Source organism: Sphingobacterium sp. JUb20 (assembly GCF_004342035.1).
Classification (GTDB): domain Bacteria; phylum Bacteroidota; class Bacteroidia; order Sphingobacteriales; family Sphingobacteriaceae; genus Sphingobacterium; species Sphingobacterium anhuiense.
On the sequence record NZ_SLYV01000005.1, the window covers coordinates 296015 to 317646 of the forward strand.

General features: G+C 35.4%; 18 protein-coding genes. 14 read left to right on the forward strand and 4 right to left on the reverse strand.

Going from position 1 to position 21632, the window contains the following annotated elements; translation table 11 throughout:
• Positions 1-11: 11 nt before the first annotated feature.
• Both EDF66_RS10620 and EDF66_RS10625 read left to right on the forward strand, forming a co-directional pair.
• A complete protein-coding gene (locus tag EDF66_RS10620; protein WP_132773530.1) occupies positions 12-2765 on the forward strand; it encodes an outer membrane beta-barrel protein in 2754 nt (917 codons plus the stop codon).
• A complete protein-coding gene (locus EDF66_RS10625) occupies positions 2765-3733 on the forward strand; it encodes an NAD(P)H-quinone oxidoreductase (protein WP_132842515.1) in 969 nt (322 codons plus the stop codon). The genes EDF66_RS10620 and EDF66_RS10625 overlap by 1 nt, the downstream gene beginning before the upstream one ends.
• On the opposite strand, the gene EDF66_RS10630 is transcribed toward EDF66_RS10625, so the two are convergent.
• Positions 3730-4602, reverse strand: a complete 873-nt coding sequence (locus EDF66_RS10630; protein ID WP_021190394.1) for an AraC family transcriptional regulator — start codon at positions 4600-4602, stop codon at positions 3730-3732. The two genes, EDF66_RS10625 and EDF66_RS10630, sit on opposite strands and share 4 nt — an antisense overlap.
• Before the next feature lie 141 nt (positions 4603-4743).
• Between EDF66_RS10630 and fucP the strand changes: the two genes are divergently transcribed.
• The 7 genes from fucP (at position 4744) to EDF66_RS10665 (ending at position 11448) form a co-directional block, all read left to right on the forward strand.
• The gene (gene fucP / locus EDF66_RS10635; RefSeq protein WP_132842516.1) at positions 4744-6000 is read left to right on the forward strand and encodes an L-fucose:H+ symporter permease; all 1257 of its coding nucleotides are present in this window, start codon (positions 4744-4746) and stop codon (positions 5998-6000) included.
• Positions 6001-6010: 10 nt separating this feature from the next.
• Positions 6011-6346 (forward strand): L-rhamnose mutarotase, encoded by a 336-nt coding sequence (locus EDF66_RS10640; protein ID WP_021190393.1) that lies wholly within the window; start codon positions 6011-6013, stop codon positions 6344-6346.
• A gap of 1 nt (position 6347) precedes the next feature.
• A complete protein-coding gene (locus EDF66_RS10645; RefSeq protein WP_021190392.1) occupies positions 6348-8012 on the forward strand; it encodes a UxaA family hydrolase in 1665 nt (554 codons plus the stop codon).
• A gap of 132 nt (positions 8013-8144) precedes the next feature.
• Positions 8145-8909 (forward strand): SDR family NAD(P)-dependent oxidoreductase, encoded by a 765-nt coding sequence (locus tag EDF66_RS10650; protein WP_132842518.1) that lies wholly within the window; start codon positions 8145-8147, stop codon positions 8907-8909.
• Positions 8910-8956: 47 nt separating this feature from the next.
• A complete protein-coding gene (locus EDF66_RS10655) occupies positions 8957-9811 on the forward strand; it encodes a fumarylacetoacetate hydrolase family protein (RefSeq protein ID WP_021190390.1) in 855 nt (284 codons plus the stop codon).
• Positions 9812-9820: 9 nt separating this feature from the next.
• Positions 9821-10648, forward strand: a complete 828-nt coding sequence (locus EDF66_RS10660) for an amidohydrolase family protein (protein WP_132842519.1) — start codon at positions 9821-9823, stop codon at positions 10646-10648.
• Between the two features lie 8 nt (positions 10649-10656).
• The gene (locus EDF66_RS10665; protein ID WP_132842521.1) at positions 10657-11448 is read left to right on the forward strand and encodes an SDR family oxidoreductase; all 792 of its coding nucleotides are present in this window, start codon (positions 10657-10659) and stop codon (positions 11446-11448) included.
• A gap of 77 nt (positions 11449-11525) precedes the next feature.
• Here the strand turns inward: EDF66_RS10665 and gap are convergent, their stop codons facing one another.
• The 3 genes from gap to pfkA are packed head-to-tail and all read right to left on the reverse strand — an operon-like array spanning position 11526 to position 14389.
• Positions 11526-12524, reverse strand: coding sequence for a type I glyceraldehyde-3-phosphate dehydrogenase (gene gap / locus EDF66_RS10670; protein ID WP_132773545.1), 999 nt, complete (start codon positions 12522-12524; stop codon positions 11526-11528).
• Between the two features lie 4 nt (positions 12525-12528).
• Positions 12529-13380 carry a hypothetical protein gene (locus EDF66_RS10675; protein WP_021190387.1) on the reverse strand — a complete coding sequence of 284 codons (852 nt, stop codon included), beginning with the start codon at positions 13378-13380 and terminating at the stop codon, positions 12529-12531.
• Between the two features lie 22 nt (positions 13381-13402).
• On the reverse strand, positions 13403-14389 hold the full coding sequence (gene pfkA, locus EDF66_RS10680) for a 6-phosphofructokinase (protein WP_021190386.1): 987 nt from the start codon (positions 14387-14389) through the stop codon (positions 13403-13405).
• 164 nt (positions 14390-14553) lie between these two features.
• Between pfkA and EDF66_RS10685 the strand changes: the two genes are divergently transcribed.
• The 5 genes from EDF66_RS10685 (at position 14554) to EDF66_RS10705 (ending at position 21606) form a co-directional block, all read left to right on the forward strand.
• The gene (locus tag EDF66_RS10685) at positions 14554-15225 is read left to right on the forward strand and encodes an NUDIX hydrolase (RefSeq protein ID WP_021190385.1); all 672 of its coding nucleotides are present in this window, start codon (positions 14554-14556) and stop codon (positions 15223-15225) included.
• Between the two features lie 156 nt (positions 15226-15381).
• Positions 15382-16005 (forward strand): TetR/AcrR family transcriptional regulator, encoded by a 624-nt coding sequence (locus EDF66_RS10690; RefSeq protein WP_132842523.1) that lies wholly within the window; start codon positions 15382-15384, stop codon positions 16003-16005.
• Positions 16006-16013: 8 nt separating this feature from the next.
• Positions 16014-17342 carry a TolC family protein gene (locus EDF66_RS10695; RefSeq protein ID WP_132842524.1) on the forward strand — a complete coding sequence of 443 codons (1329 nt, stop codon included), beginning with the start codon at positions 16014-16016 and terminating at the stop codon, positions 17340-17342.
• A gap of 12 nt (positions 17343-17354) precedes the next feature.
• Positions 17355-18413, forward strand: coding sequence for an efflux RND transporter periplasmic adaptor subunit (locus EDF66_RS10700; protein WP_132842526.1), 1059 nt, complete (start codon positions 17355-17357; stop codon positions 18411-18413).
• Between the two features lie 16 nt (positions 18414-18429).
• Positions 18430-21606 carry an efflux RND transporter permease subunit gene (locus EDF66_RS10705; protein ID WP_132842528.1) on the forward strand — a complete coding sequence of 1059 codons (3177 nt, stop codon included), beginning with the start codon at positions 18430-18432 and terminating at the stop codon, positions 21604-21606.
• Positions 21607-21632 lie beyond the last annotated feature (26 nt).

Here is a 21632-nt window from a genome sequence, read left to right on the forward strand (position 1 = left end):
AAGTTGTTTTGATGTCGGATAAATTCGAAATATCAGGAAATACTCATAGGGTCATCTTTCTTATCGTCTTCTTTTTTGTTGTGGGTAATGCACAAGCCCAACTCCAGAAAAAGGAGGTGTACGGATTTGTTGTGGATATCGATGGGCAACCGCTTGCTGGCGTCAATGTGCGTCTGACAACTTCTTTGGATACCGTCATGGCAATTTCTTCCAAAACAGGTTTCTACAAATTTTACCAAATTAAAGGAAGTAATATCCGTTTAAACTACAGTTCTTTAGGCTTACAGATTGTTGATCGTTCTTACCCTCAGTATAATACAACAGATCGTGTTATTGCGGAGACTGTTGTTTTAAAACCACAGGTTTCAGTGCTCAAAGAAATTGTTATTAAGAAATATAAACCAATCGTCTTCAAAGAGGATACGGTTCAATTTAATATGGGAGCTTTCCAGTTTGATCGACGCACACTGCTGGAGGATGCGCTTAAACAGTTACCGAACTTCCAGGTTTCTCGTGATGGCTCTGTATATGCTTTTGGTAAACCGATTACTTCTGTACAAGTAGATGGTAAAAAATTCTTTGGAGGAGATGTGCTTACCGCTACTCGAAATCTTCCTGCGGATTTTATTAAAAATATTCAGGTTATTGATTTTTTCGGAGATGAAGCAAGTGCTAAGGGAACAAAAACTGGTGAGTCTGAGAAAATTCTAAATATTGTTTTGAAAGATGACAAGAAAAAAATAAGTTTTGGACAGGTTACAGGTGGTTTAGGTGATCAAGAACGATACCTCGCGAGTGCAGGTCTCAATAAATTCAATGATGGTCAGGAACTATCTTTTGTAGGATCTGTTAATAATACAAATACGAATCTTTTTTCTTTTGGTTCTCCAAATGGAGGAGGTTCCCGGGATCGTGTAATGGGCGAATTGGCAGACTTTGCCGACCCTACTGATGGTTTTAATGCTATTGGGTCCTTGGGAACAAGTTTTTCCACTAATTTGAATGATAAAATTAGTGCTTTTGGACGTTACAGTTATACAAATACAAAGAATACGACGAGGGGGAATTCCTATCTACAGTCTGTATATGGTAATAACATTATAACCAACCAAGAGGATTATGTAACAAAGACTGTTGATAATGCGCATCATATGAATTGGGGGTTTGATATAAAATTATCTGATTCAGATCTTTTAAAAATATCTCCAACTTTTTCATGGAATAAATCGAAAGGTAATGAATCTAGAGATCGATATATTAAGAATAGACAGATCACAAACGATGGGGAATATGCTTCTGACAACAGTAGTACGAGTCCAAATGCTGAAGTAGACATCTTATATGCCAAAAGTTTTAAGAAGCCAGGACGGAAATTAGTGTACAATTTACATCTGGGATATAATTCAGTCGATAAAAAAGAGGATATAGTTGACCGGAATAAGATTATAGATAGTGCGTTTAATCAAGTGCAAATTAAGGATAGTTTCTTAAATCAATTTGTGAAAAGTGAAAACAAAAATCAAGATATTAAAAGTTCGCTATCTATTATAGAGCCAGTGGACAAGGGCGGAGTATTAGAATTGAATTATGACTTTAGTTACACCTCAATTGATGCAAGGCGGTTAGTTCATGAACGAAATAATGAATTGGTAGATTTTGGTCGAGTTGATTCTCTTAGTTTAAGTTACGATTATGCTTTTTCATCCAATAGAGTTGGCATGAAATATCAACAGGATATATTCAATAAATTTAAATATAATATCGGATTTGCGGTTCAACCAACAGAACTTAAAGGTTTTTCTAAAGATAAATCAATTCAAACATCTTATAGTAATGTAAATCTTATACCAGCAGCGGGGGTCAAATGGAAATTTAATGAGAATTCTGATTTGTCAATTGATTACTTAGGTAAAAATAATCAACCTAATTTCTATCAGATTCAGCCGATATTGGATAATACAAATTCACAAAATATTATACAAGGAAATCCAGAATTACAAGCAGAATTCGCTAACCGTATCTTGGCTAAATATCGAAAATCAATTGTAAAAAGGGGACAATATTTTGAAAGTAGTATTGCTTATAATTTTATTTCAAATAAAATTGTCTCTAATCGGACTACTATTCCTAATTCAACAATACAAAAAACTACCTTCTTAAATACATCGGGTTATTATGATATCAAGGCATACTACTTATTTACTGCAGCTTTGTTTAACGATAATATACAGATGAGTTTGAATGGCAATGCTGATTTTTATAATAATGTCACTTACATAAATGACATTCGTAATGACGGTGGACATTTTTTATATTCGCAGTCTCTGCAATTCAGGTACATGTTTAATGATGTATTTGAAGCTGAACTTAATGGAAATTACGCATTAAACAAAGCTACCTATAAACGACCTTATAATGATCAAATTGTGGCGCATACCGGTGTGCTTGGTTTGGGATCCAAATATTATGTGAGCGCACATGGATCTTTTGGTGTAGAGGTATCGCAAAGGTTAAATTCGGGATATTCATCATCATCATGGACAAATATAAATCCCACAATTATTAATGCATATTTTGAATATACTTTTATGCGTAATAATTTAGCAATGTTACGGATTCAGGGCTTTGATTTACTAAATCAAAATTCAGGTATTACCAGAGATGTAATAGGAAATGATATATTTGACGTTCAAAATGAAAGGTTATCTCGTTATTTTATGGTCTCTTTAAATTTCCGTTTACAAAAATATCCTAAAAAATCATAATGAAAGCAGTTGTTATAACAAAATTTGGTGGACCTGAAGTTTTGAAGATAAAGGAGGTGGATACACCAACTTGTACTGGGCATCAAGTGTTGATTGCTGTAAAAGCAGCAGGTATGAATAGGCCAGATGTGTTTCAACGGAAGGGAAATTATGCGGCCCCTGAAGGTGCCCCCGCTGATATTCCAGGTCTTGAGATTTCGGGAGAAATTGTATCCATTGGTGAGTTGGTAGATGAATGGAAAATTGGTGATCAGGTCTGTGCTCTTTTATCTGGTGGAGGATACGCAGAATATGTCGCTGTTGATCAGGGACAGTGCCTGCTTATACCTAAAGGATTGACTTATGAAGAAGCTGCCGCTTTACCAGAAACATTGTTTACCGTGTACCACAATGTCTTTCAAAGAGGGGAACTAAAATATGGCAATAGCTTTTTAGTTCATGGTGGAAGTGGAGGTATTGGATCAATGGCAATTCAGTTAGCAAAGCTTGCAGGAGCAAAAGTGTATACAACAGTGGGATCGGGTGACAAAGCTACTTACTGTAAAGAATTGGGAGCGTCAGTGATCATTAATTATAAGGAGCAGGACTTTATGGAGATTATTGGAGACAATAAAATTGATGTTATACTTGACAGTATAGGAGGCGATTATTTTGCAAAGAACCTTGAAGTATTGAAACCGGATGGTCATCTGATCTACATTAACGCAATGAAAGGTGCTAAAGTAGAATTAAATCTTTTTAAATTGATGCAAAAACGAATCTACCTATCAGGTAGTCTTTTAAGAAGTAGATCTATTTTATTTAAAAAAAATGTGCGCGATGACATAAATAAACAGATCTTACCTCTAATCAAACCAGGTGTTTTTAAAGCAAATATCTACAAGACCTTTCAATTGGAAGAGGCTTCTGCTGCCCATGCATTGTTAGATTCTGGTGACTTTACAGGAAAGCTTGTCTTTGTTCTTTAAAATAGATGTGCAATTCCTTTTTGATATTGTAATGGAGTAAATCCTGTCGCTTCTTTGAAATATTTGTGAAAACTGACAAAGTTTTGAAAACCACATTCGAAGCAAATTTGTTTCACATTATATTTACGTTCTGCTAACAATTTACAGGCATGCCCAATACGTATTTCGATAAGATATTGAAATAGAGTTTTTCCAGATTTAGCTTTAAAGTAGCGACAAAACGAGTTTGTAGTCATTCCAGTTAATGTCGCAATATCTTCTAACTTGATTTGTGATTTGTAATTTTGTGTAATATAATCCATGATAACAGTCATTCTTCTGAAATCTAGATCTTGACTGTCAATCGGATAATTTTCACTGGACAACAAAGTATAGGCTTCAGATTCTGCTATTAAAGTTAAGACTTCTATTAGTGCTATTATTTTAGTTGAGTTGTTATTGTTTAAAACCTTTTCTATTAGAGATTTAGCTAATTGCAAAATTGATTTATTTAACTGAATTCCCCTTTTAGATTTTTTTAATAAATTCTTTAATTTGTAATTTTCCGGCAGATTAAAGAAAGCGTCGCCAAGAAAATTTTCTTTAAAATGGGAAACTCTAATGTCCGCAGGTTCGGGACAGTTATCATCTAAATAGCAGGAGTCAAATAGCCAATAATGAGGTAAGTTAGATCCAACCAATACAATATCACCATTTGTAAAATTTTTAATACTGTCACCAATAAATTGGGTTCCCGATCCCTTTCCGAAATGAATTAATTCAAGCTCTTCATGGTAGTGCCAAATATTATGATTTTGTGGAATAATATCGTTCCTCACGCTGAATGACTGTACGTTACTATTATTGACTTTTAGTAGTTGTGGTTTCATTTATTAATAAATATATGCACTATATTTTACAGTTCTACTATTTTGAATGGTAATATAGCGTAATAATTGGGTAAAATACTTAAATTTTCTTTCATTAATTATTCCTTATTTTACATAAACCAATGATAAATTATATTTTATATGTCAGTTAGTAAAAATAATAAATTAGCGATTGTACTCGTAACATCCCTCTTTTTCTTTTGGGGCTTTGTTCATAATTTGGACCCTATTTTAATTCCGCATCTTCGTAATGCATTTAGTCTAACGCATTTACAGGCTTCTTTAGTGGATTCAGCTGTTTTTATTGCTTATTTTTTACTAGCTATTCCGGCCGGTATGATCATGAAAAAATATGGTTATAAATCGGGTATTTTAATAGGTCTGACAATTTTTGCTATTGGTTGTTTTTTATTTATACCAGCAGCTAATCAGATTAGTTATGTATTCTTTTTAACGGCTTTATTTGTTGTGGCTTGTGGTTTAACTATTTTGGAAACTGCGGCAAATCCCTATGTTACGGTATTAGGTGACCCCAGTAAAGCAACGCAGCGATTGAATTTTGCCCAATCCTTTAATGGACTGGCAGCATTTATAGCTCCAATCTTAGGCGGAAAATTTATTTTAGCAGAACAACCAAAATCTGATACTGAGATTGCCGCCATGAGCGAACAGGTTAAATTAGCCTATATGCAGGCAGAGACTGCAACTGTAAAAGCGCCTTATATGATTTTAGGCTTAATTATATTGATTGTTGCCGCAATTCTTTTTTTTACTAAACTTCCTGATATTAAAGATGATGAAGGCGAACAAAAGGCTGGTTTCTTTCATGCATTTAAGCATAAAAATGTAAAGTGGGGAGTAATCGGACAGTTTTTTTATGTGGGAGCACAGGTGTGTGTGTTGAGTTTTATGGTACTTTATGCCACTGAGGTTGCTGGAATCACTCCCTTAAATGCTTCCAAATATGCTAGTTTTGCAGGTTTAGCTTTTATGTTAGGTCGTTTTGTTGGAACATTTTTTATGAAATTTATACAGCCGCTAACTTTGCTGATGATTTATTCAATCATTTGTATTGCATTGTCATTTATTGTGATATACGGAAGTGGTACAATAACAGTTTATGCATTAATTGCAGTAGCATTTTTTATGTCTATTATGTTTCCCACAATATTTGCGGTCGGAGTTGAGGGAATTGGGGCAGATACGAAATCAGCTTCAAGTTTAATCATTATGTCGATTGTAGGTGGAGCGGTTTTGCCACCTTTATTGGGATTGATTTCAGATAAAACTGGTAATCTTCAATTGGGCTACTGGGTACCGATGATCTGTTTTGTAGTAGTGCTTTTATTTTCTTTAGCTAATAAAAATAATTTAAAGACACAATCTTCTCACGAATAATAATTGTAAAATGACTCAATATACTTTTGCCTTAGATCTGGTTAATGATCCCAAATTAATTGCTGAATATGAAAAATATCATAGGAGCGTCAGTTCGGAAATTCAACAATCAATTTTAGATTCCGGTGTAACTAAAATGCAAATTTTTAGATTTGAAAATCGCTTGTTTATGATCATGGAAGTGGATGACACTTTTACATTTGAAAGAAAAGCAAATATGGATGCTACCAATCCTAAAGTTCAGGAATGGGAACAGCTGATGTGGAAGTACCAGAGTGCTATTCCGGGAGCTAAAGAAAATGAGAAGTGGGTTTTAATGAAACAGATATTTGATTTGAAGAAATAAAATGATAAAGGATAAAAAAACATATTTGCAGATTCATCCAGAGGATAATGTATTAGTGGCTTTGCAAGATTTGCCTAAAGGAACGTTAATTGAATGGAAAAATAGCAGTTTTCATTTATTGCAAGATGTAGCTGCCAAACATAAGTTTACCATCTCTCCTTTAAGTCAGGATGCTGAGGTTTATATGTATGGTGTGTTGGTTGGAAAGGTTAACTGTGCATTAGAAACTGGCGCCTTGATTTCTACAGAAAATCTACGTCATGCCGCCGATGATTTTAAGCTAAGTAAAAGAAGAACGGACTGGATAAAACCTGATGTTTCATCTTTTTTAGCAAAAACCTTCAATGGCTTTCATCGATCTAATGGATCGGTCGGTACTGCTAATTACTGGTTAGTAATCCCATTGGTTTTTTGTGAAAATAGAAATGTCCTGACTTTAAAGACAGCTTTTGAAGAGAAGTTGGGGTATAAAGTAAGGGCAAATGATTATACCACTGAAGTGGATGAATTGATCCGTTTATATCAATCAGGTGCAGATATTAATCAGATCATTGCTCAGGATTTAAGTTCTTCGGCAACGCGAGCAAGCGACCATCGCTTATTTGAAAATGTCGATGGAATAAAGTTTTTAAATCATGAAATGGGCTGTGGCGGTACACGTATGGATTCGGATGCACTTTGTGGTTTGCTTGCAGGCTACATTACACATCCAAATGTAGCAGGTGCAACCATCTTAAGTTTAGGTTGTCAACATGCTCAAGCCTCAATATTACAAGCGGAGATCGCGAAAAGGGATTCGAAGTTTGATAAACCTTTGTATATTTTTGAACAACAAAAAGAAGGTACGGAGAAGGAATTAATGCAAAAGGCTGTGAAGGCAACATTTGCAGGAATGATGGAAGCAAATAAATGTATACGTCAACCCGCTACCTTAGATAAATTATGTATAGGTCTCGAATGTGGCGGATCGGATGGGTTTTCTGGTATCTCTGCAAATCCTGCTCTCGGATATCTTTCTGATATTTTAGTAACGTTAGGTGGATCTGTTATTTTAGCTGAATTTCCAGAGTTATGCGGGGTAGAACAAGAGTTAAGTGACCGATGTGTAGATGAAGAGACTGCGGATAAATTTATGGAGTTAATGCGTGTTTATAATGCGAAAGCTGAGGCTGATGGTTCTGGTTTTTATATGAATCCTTCTCCTGGCAATATTCGTGATGGTCTGATCACCGATGCAATAAAGTCTGCTGGAGCTGCCAAGAAAGGCGGTACATCGCCTGTAACTGCAGTAATTGATTATCCAGAGTTAGCCAATAAGCCAGGTCTTAATCTGCTATGTACACCAGGAAATGATGTTGAAAGTACTACCGCAGAAGTTGCTGCAGGAGCAAATATTGTTTTGTTTACCACTGGTCTAGGAACACCAACGGGTAATCCAATAACTCCAGTGATTAAACTGTCTACAAATACAAAGACATTTGAGAAAATGCCAGATATCATCGATATTAACTGTGGGACTATTATCGAGGGTGAGGAATCAATTCAAGAAGCGGCACATCGTATATTAGATTATGTGATTGAAGTGGCTAGCGGAGCAGTGGTGCCGAAAGCGGTACTTCTGGGGCAGGATGACTTTATTCCTTGGAGAAGAGGCGTATCTTTATAATCATAATTTTGTGTCAAGATTATCAGTAAAGCTTGGTAGACACGTTCTTTTTGTTAATAAATTTTAATAATCATAAGGTAGCTGTTCATGAAGTAACATGGATCAGATATTAATAATAAATAATATAATAACATGTCAAAATTGCAAAATAAAGTAGCTGTTATCACAGGTGGTGGAAGTGGAATAGGTCGTGCAATAAGTTTGCTTTTTGCCGCAGAAGGAGCAACTGTTCATATTCTGGATCAAAATATTGAAGGGGGGCAAAGTGTCGTTTCTGAAATAACTAATCAAGGAGGACGGGGATTTGTCCATGCATGTAATGTAAGTCTTCAGGATGAGGTGTTATCAATTGTAAATAGTATCGGTAAAATTGATATTTTAGTTAACAATGCAGGTATCGCTCATGTTGGAAATCTAGAAAATTGTAAAACTGAAGATTTTGAAAGAGTATTTAATGTAAATGTTAAAGGTGCTTATAATGCGCTTTATGCAGTTGTTCCAAAAATGAAGGAAAATGGTGGCGGGGCAATTCTTAATCTAGCGTCCATTGCAGCTTGGGTCGGAATTACAGATCGATTCGCATATTCAATGAGTAAAGGTGCCATTTTTGCAATGTCACTATCGGTTGCTCGTGATTACATGGCTGATGGAATTAGATGTAATAGTATTTCACCTGCAAGAGTACACACACCATTTGTGGATGGTTTCATTGCCAAAAACTACCCAGGACAAGAAGCAGAGGTCTTTGAGAAATTGTCAAAGAGTCAACCGATTGGACGTATGGCACAACCTGAAGAAATTGCTAAATTGGCTTTGTTTTTATGTAGTGATGATGCCGGTTTTATCACTGGAAATGATTATCCCATTGATGGAGGTTTTATAAAACTAAATAATTAAATTAAGGATCTTTTGAGATCACTTTATATAATATTAATATTGAAAATATGAAATTAATACGTTTTGGAGCAGCGGGAAAAGAACAAATTGGTGTTCAGATAGATGGTGTAAATTATGATGTATCTGCATTTGGAGGTGATTATAATGAGTCTTTTTTTGAGAATGACGGTTTAGAGGCTTTAGAAGAGTTTGTTAAAGCAAATAATGGTAAATTAATTCCTGTACCAGATACTGAAAGAATTGGTGCACCATTTGCAAGACCTTCTAAAATAGTTTGTATTGGTCTTAATTACAAAGATCATGCAGAAGAAACAGGAGCTACAATTCCTGCAGAACCTATTATTTTTATGAAATCTACTACTTCTTTAGTAGGTCCATACGATCAGGTAATGATACCTCGTGATTCTGTTAAAACTGACTGGGAGGTGGAGTTCGGAATTGTTATTGGTAAAACCGCATCTTATGTGGAAGAAGCTACTGCATTGGATTATGTAGCGGGATATGTGTTGCATAATGATGTTTCTGAACGTGAATATCAATTAGAACGTGGTGGAACATGGGATAAAGGTAAAGGTTGTAATACGTTCGCTCCTATGGGACCCTTTTTGTCAACTAAAGATGAAATCAAAGATATTAATGACGTCAATATCTGGTTGAAGGTAAATGGTAAAATGTATCAAAATGGAAGTACTAAAAATTTAATCTTTTCAGTACCTTTTATTGTGAGTTATGTGTCTCAATTTATGACATTGTTGCCGGGTGACGTAATTTCTACTGGTACACCAGCAGGTGTTGGATTAGGATTTAATCCTCCAATTTATTTAAAACCTGGCGATGTGATTGAATTGGGTGCCGATGGTCTAGGTGAGTCCCGTCAAGAGGTAATTGCTTATTCAAAATAATTAATTCTTATGCGTATAGATGCTCATCAACATTTCTGGCAGTACGATCCCAGACGACATAATTGGATTACTAGTGAAATGAAGGTTTTACAAAAAGACTTTATTCCGCTAGATCTGCAGTTTATACTGGAAAAGAATGATTTTGATGGCTGTATTGCTGTTCAAGCAGATCAGTCTGATGATGAAACAAAGTATTTGGTGCAATTGGCAAAAGAATATTCTTTTGTAAAAGGAGTCGTTGGTTGGGTCGATTTACGAGCTTCGAATATTGATGAACAGTTGCATCAGTATAGAGATGAAGCTATTATTAAAGGATTTAGACATATTGTAGAAGGGGAGGAAGATCCCGATTTCTTACAGCGAGATTCATTTTTAAAAGGAATAGAATCTCTAACGAAACATCGTTATACATACGATCTTCTGATTCGTCCTCGTCATTATGCTGGTGCTATAACATGCGTGCAATCAAATCCAAACCAAACATTTATTTTGGATCATATTGCTAAACCCCCAATTAAATCACGCGAGTTTGAAGAATGGGCATTATTTATTGAAGAATTAGCTGGTTTTTCGAATGTAAGTTGCAAGGTTTCTGGTCTTGCTACGGAAGCTAATTGGAAAAGTTGGCGACTGGATGATTTTACACAATATCTGGGACATGTATTTGATTCATTTGGTAAAGATCGAATTATGTTTGGATCCGATTGGCCAGTATGTTTATTAGCAGCATCTTATGAAGAAAGTGTCACCATTGTGGAATCGAAATTAGGTGCATTTACTGCCACTGAGAAAGAGGCGTTCTGGGGATTAAATGCATTAAAAACCTATAATTTATAAGGTAGAATATGAATTTGAATTTGAAAGATAAAGTTATAATTGTCACAGGAGGTGCAAAAGGCATTGGTAAGGCAATTGTTTTAGGTTTGGCAAAAGAGGGTGCTATTCCGGTAATTGTTGGGCGTAGACAGGTTGATAATGATCTTGTTAAGCAAGAAGTAGAAGCTCTTGGCGGGCAGGCTTTTGCTGTGCAGGCAGAACTGTCTGATCCGAAAGATTGTGAGACTGCAGTTGCGACAACAATTACTCATTTTGGGCGTATAGATGGCTTAGTGAATAACGCAGGAGTGAATGACGGAGTAGGTTTAGCCTCTGGTAATTATGAAAAGTTTTTAGCTTCTTTACATAAAAATCTAATTCATTATTATTTAATGGCGCATCATGCATTAGATGCTTTGATCGCATCACAAGGTAGTATTGTAAATATTACTTCAAAGACGGCAGAGACAGGGCAAGGCAATACATCAGCTTATGCAGCCTCTAATGGCGGTAGAAATGCGCTAACAAGAGAGTGGGCTGTGGAACTGCTTCCACACCGAATCCGCGTGAATGCAATTGTCGTCGCAGAATGTGCTACGCCACAATATGATACCTGGATACAAACTTTAGATAATCCTGTAGAAACTTTAAAGAAAATCACAGATCGTATTCCACTAGAACATAGAATGACTACTTCAGAGGAAATTGCTAATACAGCATTATTTCTTTTGTCCGACAAATCTAGTCATACAACAGGGCAGTTGATTCATGTTGATGGTGGTTATGTTCATCTTGATCGCTCGATCATTGCCGAGCAATAACCATAGGAAGTTATTGAAGAAATAAAAAGGGCTTTTAATATTTATTAAAAGCCCTTTTATTATTCAATCGATAAGGATTAACCTAATTTACCAATTTCTTGAACTAAATCAACGATCTTGTTAGAGTAACCCCACTCGTTGTCATACCAAGAGATAACTTTAACGAAGTTTTCATTTAATGAAATACCCGCTTTAGCATCAAAGATAGATGTGCGCGCATCACCTACGAAATCAGTTGAAACAACTTCGTCTTCTGTGTAACCTAAAATACCTTTTAAGTCACCTTCAGAAGCTTCTTTCATAGCCGCTTTGATTTCTTCGTAAGTAGCAGATTTTGCTAAACGTACTGTTAAATCAACAACAGAAACGTCTGCTGTAGGAACGCGTAAAGACATACCTGTTAATTTACCTTTTAATTCAGGTAAAACTAAACCAACAGCTTTAGCTGCACCAGTAGAAGAAGGGATGATGTTTTGATAAGCACCACGTCCACCTCTCCAGTCTTTCACTGAAGGTCCATCAACTGTTTTTTGAGTTGCAGTAACAGCGTGTACAGTTGTCATTAAACCTTCAACGATACCAAATTTGTCGTTTAATACTTTAGCAACAGGTGCTAAACAGTTTGTTGTACATGAAGCGTTAGAAACGATATGTTGATCAGCTTTTAAGTCTTTATGATTAACACCCATAACGAAAGTAGGAGTATCATCTTTAGCAGGTGCTGACATTACTACTTTTTTCGCACCAGCATCAATGTGTTTCTGTGCTAATTCTTGTGTCAAGAAGAAACCTGTAGATTCAATAATAACTTCTGCACCAACTTCATTCCATTTTAAGTTTGCAGGATCTTTTTCTGCTGTAACACGAATTGTTTTTCCGTTAACCACTAAGTTTCCGTTAACAACCTCTACTGTTCCATCGAATTTACCATGTGTTGAATCATATTTCAACATATACGCCATATAATCTGGCTCCACCAAGTCATTGATACCAACAACTTCAACATCTGGACGATTTACCGCAGCTCTGAATGCTAAACGACCAATACGGCCAAATCCGTTAATTCCAATTTTCATATTATTAATTTTTATTGATATAATATTTTATAAGATTATGAATAGGTTCCTTTATAATTGTCCCTATTGATATATTAAATTCTTCCGTTGCCACCTCTTTAAGCAAATTTTCAAAATTAGCGGCTACAGAGCCTGTAAAATGAATGTCATTATCAGGATGTTCCTTGTACAATGGTTTAATGAAAGTTTTAAGAAACAAACGAAATCCATTTTTTACAATCTGAATAATGAATGGATGATTTTTGTTTTCCAATACAAATTCGGAGAATGAATTGAGAAAAATAGTTGGTTGAGGGGAATTATAAACCTTTTCCAAGATTATTTTTCGATCAATAGCATATTTATTTAATAGTTTATCCTGCAGATCTTGCGGGAGTGTATCTGTTAAATAATGCTTTAACAACATTCTTGATGTCCAATTCGTCGATCCTTCATCGGCTAAAATATAACCGAGGCCATAGTTATTTGGGATAACTTTTTTTCCCGTATAAAATGCCGCATTTGAGCCACTTCCGATAATGCCGATAATGCCTTTTTCATCGCCAAAAGAAGAAATTGCAGAGGCGATAACATCATGTTCCACCTTTACTTTCGCGTTAATAAAGAATTTTTCAAATACAGTTTTGATTTTGTTCTTGCGTTCCGGAGAAGATGAACCAGCACCAAAAAAATAAATCCGTTTGATCTTTTCAGCATTATTGATCAAATTGGTATTTTTATTTAAAAGTTGTGCAATATATCGCTCGTCTTGCAGATAAGGATTAATTCCACTTGTACGAAAGCCCGTGATCACACGACCTTTATCGGCTAATCTCCAATCTGCAAATTTTGAACCACTGTAGACCACTGCAATCATCTGAATTCTCTATTTTTTTATTTTAAATAGCCAATACTTGAACAAGTTCTAACATATCAGAACTTAATTTGTATTCTTTATTATTAATAGCCTCCTCTAATGGAGTCGTAACAACTTCATTCCCTCTAACACCAACAGTCATACGATTGTTTCCTTTTAATAATTCTTTTACGGCAGCAAAACCTAAACGGCTCGCAAGTACCCGATCAAAGCTTGATGGAGAACCACCGCGTTGTAAGTGCCCTAAGATACTAACTTTTGTGTCATAATAATCAAATTTTTCTTTGACTTTTTTGGCAACATTGTAGGCACCTCCGTTTTGATCACCTTCTGCGACAATAACAATTGAAGATGATTTCTTCCCACGGCCATCTGCAGCTGATAAGTGAGCAATTAATTCATCTATCGCTGTTTCCTTTTCTGGTAATAAAATTGCCTCTGCACCACCAGCTATTCCAGCATTCAAGGCAATACATCCAGAGTCTCTTCCCATAACTTCAATGAAAAATAAACGCTCATGGGATGCAGCTGTATCTCTAATTTTATCTATTGCTTCGATAACTGTATTCGTTGCCGTATCATAACCTAATGTGAAATCAGATCCGTATAAATCGTTATCGATTGTACCAGGGATACAAATAACTGGAATATCATATTCTTTTGAGAAAAAGTCTGCACCTGTAAAAGTTCCATCCCCACCTATAGCAACCAAAGCATCAATACCTGCCGCTTTTACATTTTCGTAAGCTTTTGCTCTTCCTTCTTTTGTTTTAAATTCGAGACATCTCGCTGTTTTAAGAATAGTTCCTCCTAATTGGATAATATTACTAACCGAACGTGATGTCATTTCTGTAAAGTTACCATCCAACATACCTTGATATCCTTGGTATATACCGGTAACACTTAATTTTTCGTATAATGCTGTACGGACAACCGCTCGAATGCAAGCATTCATGCCTGGAGCGTCTCCGCCTGATGTAAAAACTCCGATTCTTTTAATATTCACCACTGTCAAAAATTTTAGGTTGTACGAATATAGTGTATTTTTTACACTATTGAAATTATTTTTTATTTTTTTGTTTCGATAAAAATTAAGGTAAAGTTATTAACTTTATAGCATAAGCTACATATTCAACTCATTGGTTTAAGTAAAGATAATAAATTAGAAAAGTTTTGTATACTACATTTACAGTCGATTGTGTCATTTTCGGTTTTTATGAGGGGGAACTACATGTTCTACTAACGGAGAGAAATGAATATCCTTTTAAGGATTGGTGGGCATTGCCTGGTTTTTTTGTTAATAATGATGAAGAAATGGAGGATGCTGTTAAACGGATATTATATGAAAATACAGGTCTAAAGGATGTGTTTTTGGATCAATTGTATGCCTTTGCAGGTTTAAAAAGACATCCTCAGGGAAGGATCTTGACAGTTGCTTACTATGCTTTACTACAATTGGACAAGACAAAAATTAAGTTAAAGCCAGTTACCTCTTATATGCGACAGGCCAAATGGTTCCCTTTAAATAAAGTGCCAGATTTGGCTTTTGATCATAGTACAATTTTAAAACAAAGTGTTGAAAAATTGAGACGTCGTATCGCTAATACACCCATCGCTTTTGAACTGTTGCCAGACAAATTTACGTTGACACAGTTACAAATGGTCTATGAAAGTATTTTGGGAAGAGAATTGGATAAAAGAAATTTTAGAAAAAAAATGATTAACTACGGTTTTCTTAAAGAATTGGACGAAGTTCAAAAAGGAGTGGCTTATCGTGCGGCAAGGCTTTACAAGTTGGATAAACGCAAGTTTTTAAAGCAATTTCAAAACAGTATAACTTTTTAACAGTTATAAGTTTAAAATAAAAAAAGTGCATATCGTATAGTATGCACTTTTTTTATTTTAAAAATTGACGATCTGTTGACAATTAAATTGTGAGTGTTTTTCACTTTTTGTATATTTGACCAAAGTTTACATAAAGTCAAAAGTTTAGAATCAAGTATGTCAACAAACAATGATAATAAGAAAGAGTTCATTATTGCCGCAGCTATTAGAAGATTTGCGCACTATGGCTTTTCTAAAACAACCATGAATGAGATTGCAGAAGATGTTAAAATTACCAAGGCAAACCTTTATTACTATTATCCTGATAAAACAACATTAGTGCATGATGTGATCTTATCTGTCACAGATGATTTCAGGAAGCAAGAACAAGAACTAATTAAGAAGTCTAAATCATCTGTAATAAATCTTCTTTTAGATTTGTTGGATTTAAAATCAGCATTTATAGAGCGTCATTATATGTTGCATATGAATGAAAACATGGAATGGATAAAAGGTGCGCCATTGCAAACATTGATGCGTCAAATACATGAAAAGGAAGTTATCGAAGTTGCGAAATTATTTCAAAAGGGAGTAGATAATAAAGAACTTGCTATAGAGGATGTACATAAAACTAGTGAAATGTACGTTTACCTAATGAAAAGTATCGGATTAGTTGGAATATTATGTGATGTGTTTACCGGAATTCCAACTCAATGTAATGTGGGCGATGTTTTACAGAAACAAAAAGATGCAACAATGTTAATATACAATGGTTTAAAGTTTAATACGGTTTCGAATTAATTATAAAAATGAAAAAGATAAAAATAGTAGGAGTGCTATTAGCCGCTTTGTTTTCAGTGAATTTCGTGCATGCGCAGGAAATATTAACATTGAATCAAGCTCTTAAGTATGCGCTGGAAAACAAAGCAGAGGCAAAAAAATCAACACTTGATTTAGAGAACGCCCAGTATAAAATTGACGAAGTCCGAGGGGGAGCTCTTCCGCAGATTAGTGGCTCCGCATCCCTTAAATATAATGTACTAATACCAGGAATGGCATTAGAGGCTGGTGGAGTAACCCAAATTATAAAAATGGGACAGCCGTGGAATTCTAATGCCATGCTTTCTGTTAATCAGCAGCTATTTAATCAATCGTTATTTACGGGTTTGAAAGCTGCAAAAACTACAAAAGAGTTCTATATCATTAATAAAAGCTTGTCTGATGAGCAATTAATTGAAAAGGTCGCAAATGCGTATTATGATGTTTTTCAGACGCAATTACAACTAGAGACCGTTGATAATAATTTAAATAGCACTACTAAAACAAGAGATGTGATCGCGGGTTTGGTGCAGGCGGGTTTGGGGAAAAAAATTGATTTGGACCGTACAAGTGTAGCTGTCAATAATTTAAAAGCAAACCGTCAAATTTTGATTAATGCATTGGAATTGAAAGAAAATGCGTTAAAATTTGCTATTGGTATGCCTATGGATCAAGAAGTTAAACTTCCAAATGAGACATTTGAAATAAACCTATCAACAGCTGATTTAGCCGCCGCTGATTTAGCATCAAGAACCGAGATACTATTGTTGGAAAAACAAAACCAACTATTAGAACTGAACCGAAATGCTATGAAAGCTGCATATTATCCTAACTTATCATTTGGAGGTGATATTGGATATACAGGTTTTGGTAAAAATTTTCCTTTAGGAGGGCGTAACTTTAACTGGAACTCTACCTCTGGTTTAGGCTTAAACCTTTCAATTCCTATTTTTACAGGGGGAACAACAAAAGCTAAAATTAACCAAGCTACTATTCAGTTGAAACAAGCACAGGTTGATTTGGAAGATACCAAATTGGCATTGAGTTTATCCAATGAAAATGCCAAATCGCAGATTACAAATAGTCTATTGACAATTAACAGTAATCGCGAAAATGTGCAGTTAGCGAAAGAAGTTTTGGATAACACGCAGAATAATTATAAAAATGGATTAGCAACGCTCACAGATTTATTAGATGCTGAGAATGCTTATGCAGATGCACAAAACAATTTAAGTACATCATTATTAAATTATAAAGTAGCTGAAGTTCAATTAATTAAGGCTAAAGGGGAATTAAATACATTATTAAATAGCAAATAGTAACCGATATATATGAAAAAGATATTTATAACAGGAATCATAGTTATTGCTGCATTAGCAGGTATTATGTATGTGTTGAAAAAAAATAAAAAGGAGAATGAAGCTCAAACAGCTGTAGTAGCGCAAAAAAATGCAGCAGTTGCTGTTCGTATTGCTGAGGCAGGCATTAAGGATGTCAATACAGTATACGTAACAAATGGAACTTTCGTTCCTAAACAAGAAGTTAAACTTTCTTCAGAAGTTGCTGGACGTGTAGCTCGTGTACTTGTAGATGAAGGTGATTATGTTAAAGTAGGACAGACATTAGCCATTATTGTTGGAGATAAGCAAAATGTAAGTGTAAACAATGCGCAGGCGGTTTACGATAATGCGAAAAATGAGGTAGCTCGATTTGAAAGTGCATTTGCAACAGGTGGTGTTACGAAACAACAATTGGATCAGATGAAATTGCAATTGGAAAATGCAAAAAACAATTTACGCTCTTCACAGATCACGGCCTCAGATGTTAACGTAAAAGCTTCATTTGCTGGTATTGTCAATAAGAGAAGTATTGAGCCAGGTTCATATGTAAGTCCAGGAAATGAAATGTTTGAAATCGTCAATGTTTCTTCATTAAAATTGAAGGTAAACGTAGACGAGAAAAATATAGGATTTGTCAAATTAGGTCAAAACATCAAGGTTCAGTCAGCAGTGTTAGCTAATAAAACCTTCCAAGGTAAAGTCACATTTATTGCGCCCAAAGCAGATGGAAGTTTAAATTTCCCTGTTGAATTGGAAATAAGTAATAATGCTGCTAATGATTTAAAGGCAGGAATGTACGGAACAGCTTATTTTGGTGATGATCAGACTGCTCAAGCATTAGTTGTTCCTAGAGATGCTTTTGTCGGTAGTGTAAGCTCGAATCAGGTATTTGTTGTTAAAGACGGAAAAGCGGTATTAACTAAAGTAACTGCGGGTCGTGTGTTTGGAGATCAGGTTGAAATCATTTCAGGTATTGAAAGTGGTGCACAAGTCATTACGACAGGACAGATCAATTTATTGGATGGTACTGCTGTAGAAATCATTAAATAATTAACGTAAGTTTTAAATGAAAATTTCTGAAATATCTATAAAACGACCGAGTATCATCATTGTCATATTTTTATTATTGACATTAGGTGGTATCGGATCTTATTTGAATTTAGGCTACGAATTAGTTCCTAAATTTGATGTGAATGTTATAACTGTACAGACCGTCTATCCCGGAGCAGCTCCTTCGGAAGTAGAAACATCTGTTTCTAAAGTAATTGAGGATGCCGTTTCATCTTTAGAGAACGTAAAAAAGATTGAAACAAAATCTATGGAAAGTGTTTCGGTCGTCATGATTACGTTAAATACAGGTGCTGATGTCAATTTTCTATTGACAGATGCACAACGTAAGATCAATGCTGTGATCAATGATTTACCAGAAGATGCCGAAACCCCTTCTTTAAGTAAATTTTCACTCGATGATGTGGCGATAATGAACCTTTCAGTAACCTCAAGCTTATCTGAAAAAGAATTATACGACTTATTAGATCAAAAAATTCAACCTGTTTTTGCCCGTATATTAGGTGTTGCAAAAGTAGATTTGACCGGTGGTGAAGAACGCGAAATCCAAGTAAGTGCTAATCCTGAAAAATTAGAAGGATATGGCCTTACGATCAGTGATGTACAAAAAATAATTGCATCTTCTAACTTAGATTTTCCAACAGGTAGCATTAAGTCGAGAGACAATCAGACAACAATCCGCCTATCGGGTAAATTTACTTCATTGGACCAAATGCGTAATCTTCCGATCACTACGCCTTCTGGTGTATCAATTCGTTTAAGTGATGTTGCAGATGTTCAGGATGGTATCAAGGATATTGAAAAGATATCTCGTATTGACCAAAAAAACACCATTTTAATGCAGGTTTTCAAGCAGTCAGATGCCAATGCGGTTGCTGTATCGAAACTTGTTAAAAAGACAATCGAGGTTGTAGAAAAAGATTACAAGGAACAAAAAATCAAAATTGATGTCGCGAGTGATTCGACTGAATACACCATTAATGCCGCAAGTAACGTAATGCACGATTTAATGATCGCTGTTGCTTTGGTAGGTTTTATCATGTTGTTTTTCTTGCATAGTTTACGTGATGCCTTTATCGCTGTTGTGGCTATTCCTTTGTCATTGATTGCAACTTTTATCGGGCTTTATGTAATGGGGTATACGCTTAACTTAATGTCTTTATTAGGTCTTTCCCTAGTGGTTGGTATTTTGGTGGATGATGCGATCGTTGTTATTGAGAATATTCACAGGCACATGCAAATGGGTAAAAGCAAGATTCGTGCAGCGTATGATGGTGCTGCAGAAATTGGTTTTACCGTAACTGCCATTACGTTAGTAATTGTCGTTGTATTCTTACCGATTGCTTTATCATCAGGTTTAGTATCTGACATCTTGCGTCAATTTTGTGTAACGGTTATTTTTGCAACATTAATCTCTTTACTTGTTTCATTTACCGTAGTACCTTGGTTGTATTCACGTTTTGGAAAATTGTCACACATTAGCAATGCGACTTTCTTTGGTAGAATTTTAGAAAAATTTGAAGCAGGATTACAGAAATTGACACATTGGATTTCTGGCATTTTAGAATGGGCATTACGTAATCGCTGGAATAAGGTAATTACACTGGTCGTTACGATTGTGATGTTTGCCGCATCCATTAGTTTATTGGTGATGGGTTACATTGGTACAGATTTCTTTCCTGGTAATGATAAAGGAGAATTCTATTTACAGCTAGAACTTAATAAAGATGCTTCGATTGAACAAACCAACTTTATGACACAAAAAGCTGAATCATTTTTAGCGGCTAAACCAGAGATCGAAAGAGTGATCACAACTGTGGGACAGGCGTCTGATGGTATGATGGCTGGTACTTCAGGAACGAAGTATAAATCTGAAATGCAGATTTATTTGAAAGATGGTCAAAACAAATTAGTTCCAACAAAGGTGTATGCAGCGAAGTTGAAACGAGAGATGGAAGAGCATTTAGTTGGAGCTAAAGTTAAAACGGTTTCAATCGGTATTATGGGTGCAGAGCAGGCTCCATTAAATTTAACTGTAATTGCATCATCGCAAAAAGATGCCTTAGAATTTGCCGATAAGGCTGCCGCATTATTGCGTAATATTTCAGGGGCAACGGAAGTAAAATTGACATCAGAAGATGGTAATCCGGAGATCAATGTGCAATTAGATCGTGACAAGATGAATGCTCTGGGATTAAATGTCGCTTCTGTAGGTATGACGATGCAGACGGCTTTTTCTGGTAATACTGATACAAAATACCGTGCTGGTGATACAGAATATGATATCAACATTCGTTATGATCAATCTGGGAGAACGAGTATGGATAATGTGAAAAACTTAAAATTCATTAATGCGAAGGGCGAGTCGATTTCCTTAGAACAATTTGCAGATATCGAATATGGATCTGGGCCAACTTTATTGGAGAGACGTGATAAGTCACCATCTGTTTCAGTACAAGCGCAAGTTGTCGGTAAACCTGCTGGTACGATAGCGACTGAATGGGAAACTGAATTTAAGAAACTTGAACTTAAACCAGGTGTATCGTTCAAGTGGGGTGGTAATATGGAGAATCAGCAAGAAGGTTTCGGTACATTAGGTATTGCATTATTAGCTTCTATTATTTTAGTATATTTTGTGATGGTAGCCTTGTACGATAGTTTTGCAACGCCATTTATTGTATTGTTTTCAATCCCATTATCTTTCATTGGTGCATTTTTGTTATTAGCATTGACGAACCAGACTTTAAATATCTTTACTATTTTAGGTATTATTATGTTGATTGGTTTAGTTGCGAAAAATGCCATTATGTTGGTTGACTTTGCAAATCATAAGAAAGACGCCGGTTTTACTACATATGAATCATTAATTGCGGCAAACCATGCACGTTTACGTCCTATTTTAATGACAACTATCGCAATGGTTATTGGTATGGTTCCGATTGCAATGGCGCAAGGTGACGGTGCTGACATGAACCGTGGTATTGCAATTGTGATTATTGGAGGTTTATTGTCATCGTTGTTTCTTACGCTGATAATCGTACCAGTTGTTTACTCGCTTTTCGATGGCATTCAAAGAAGATTGGGTAATCATGAAAAGGTAGATTACGAAGCAGAAATGGTTGCAGACTATGTTCCAAGTGATGATTATGTGGATGAAATGTCCAGCAAGCACTAAATATTTTTCATAAGTTTATTTAAAAG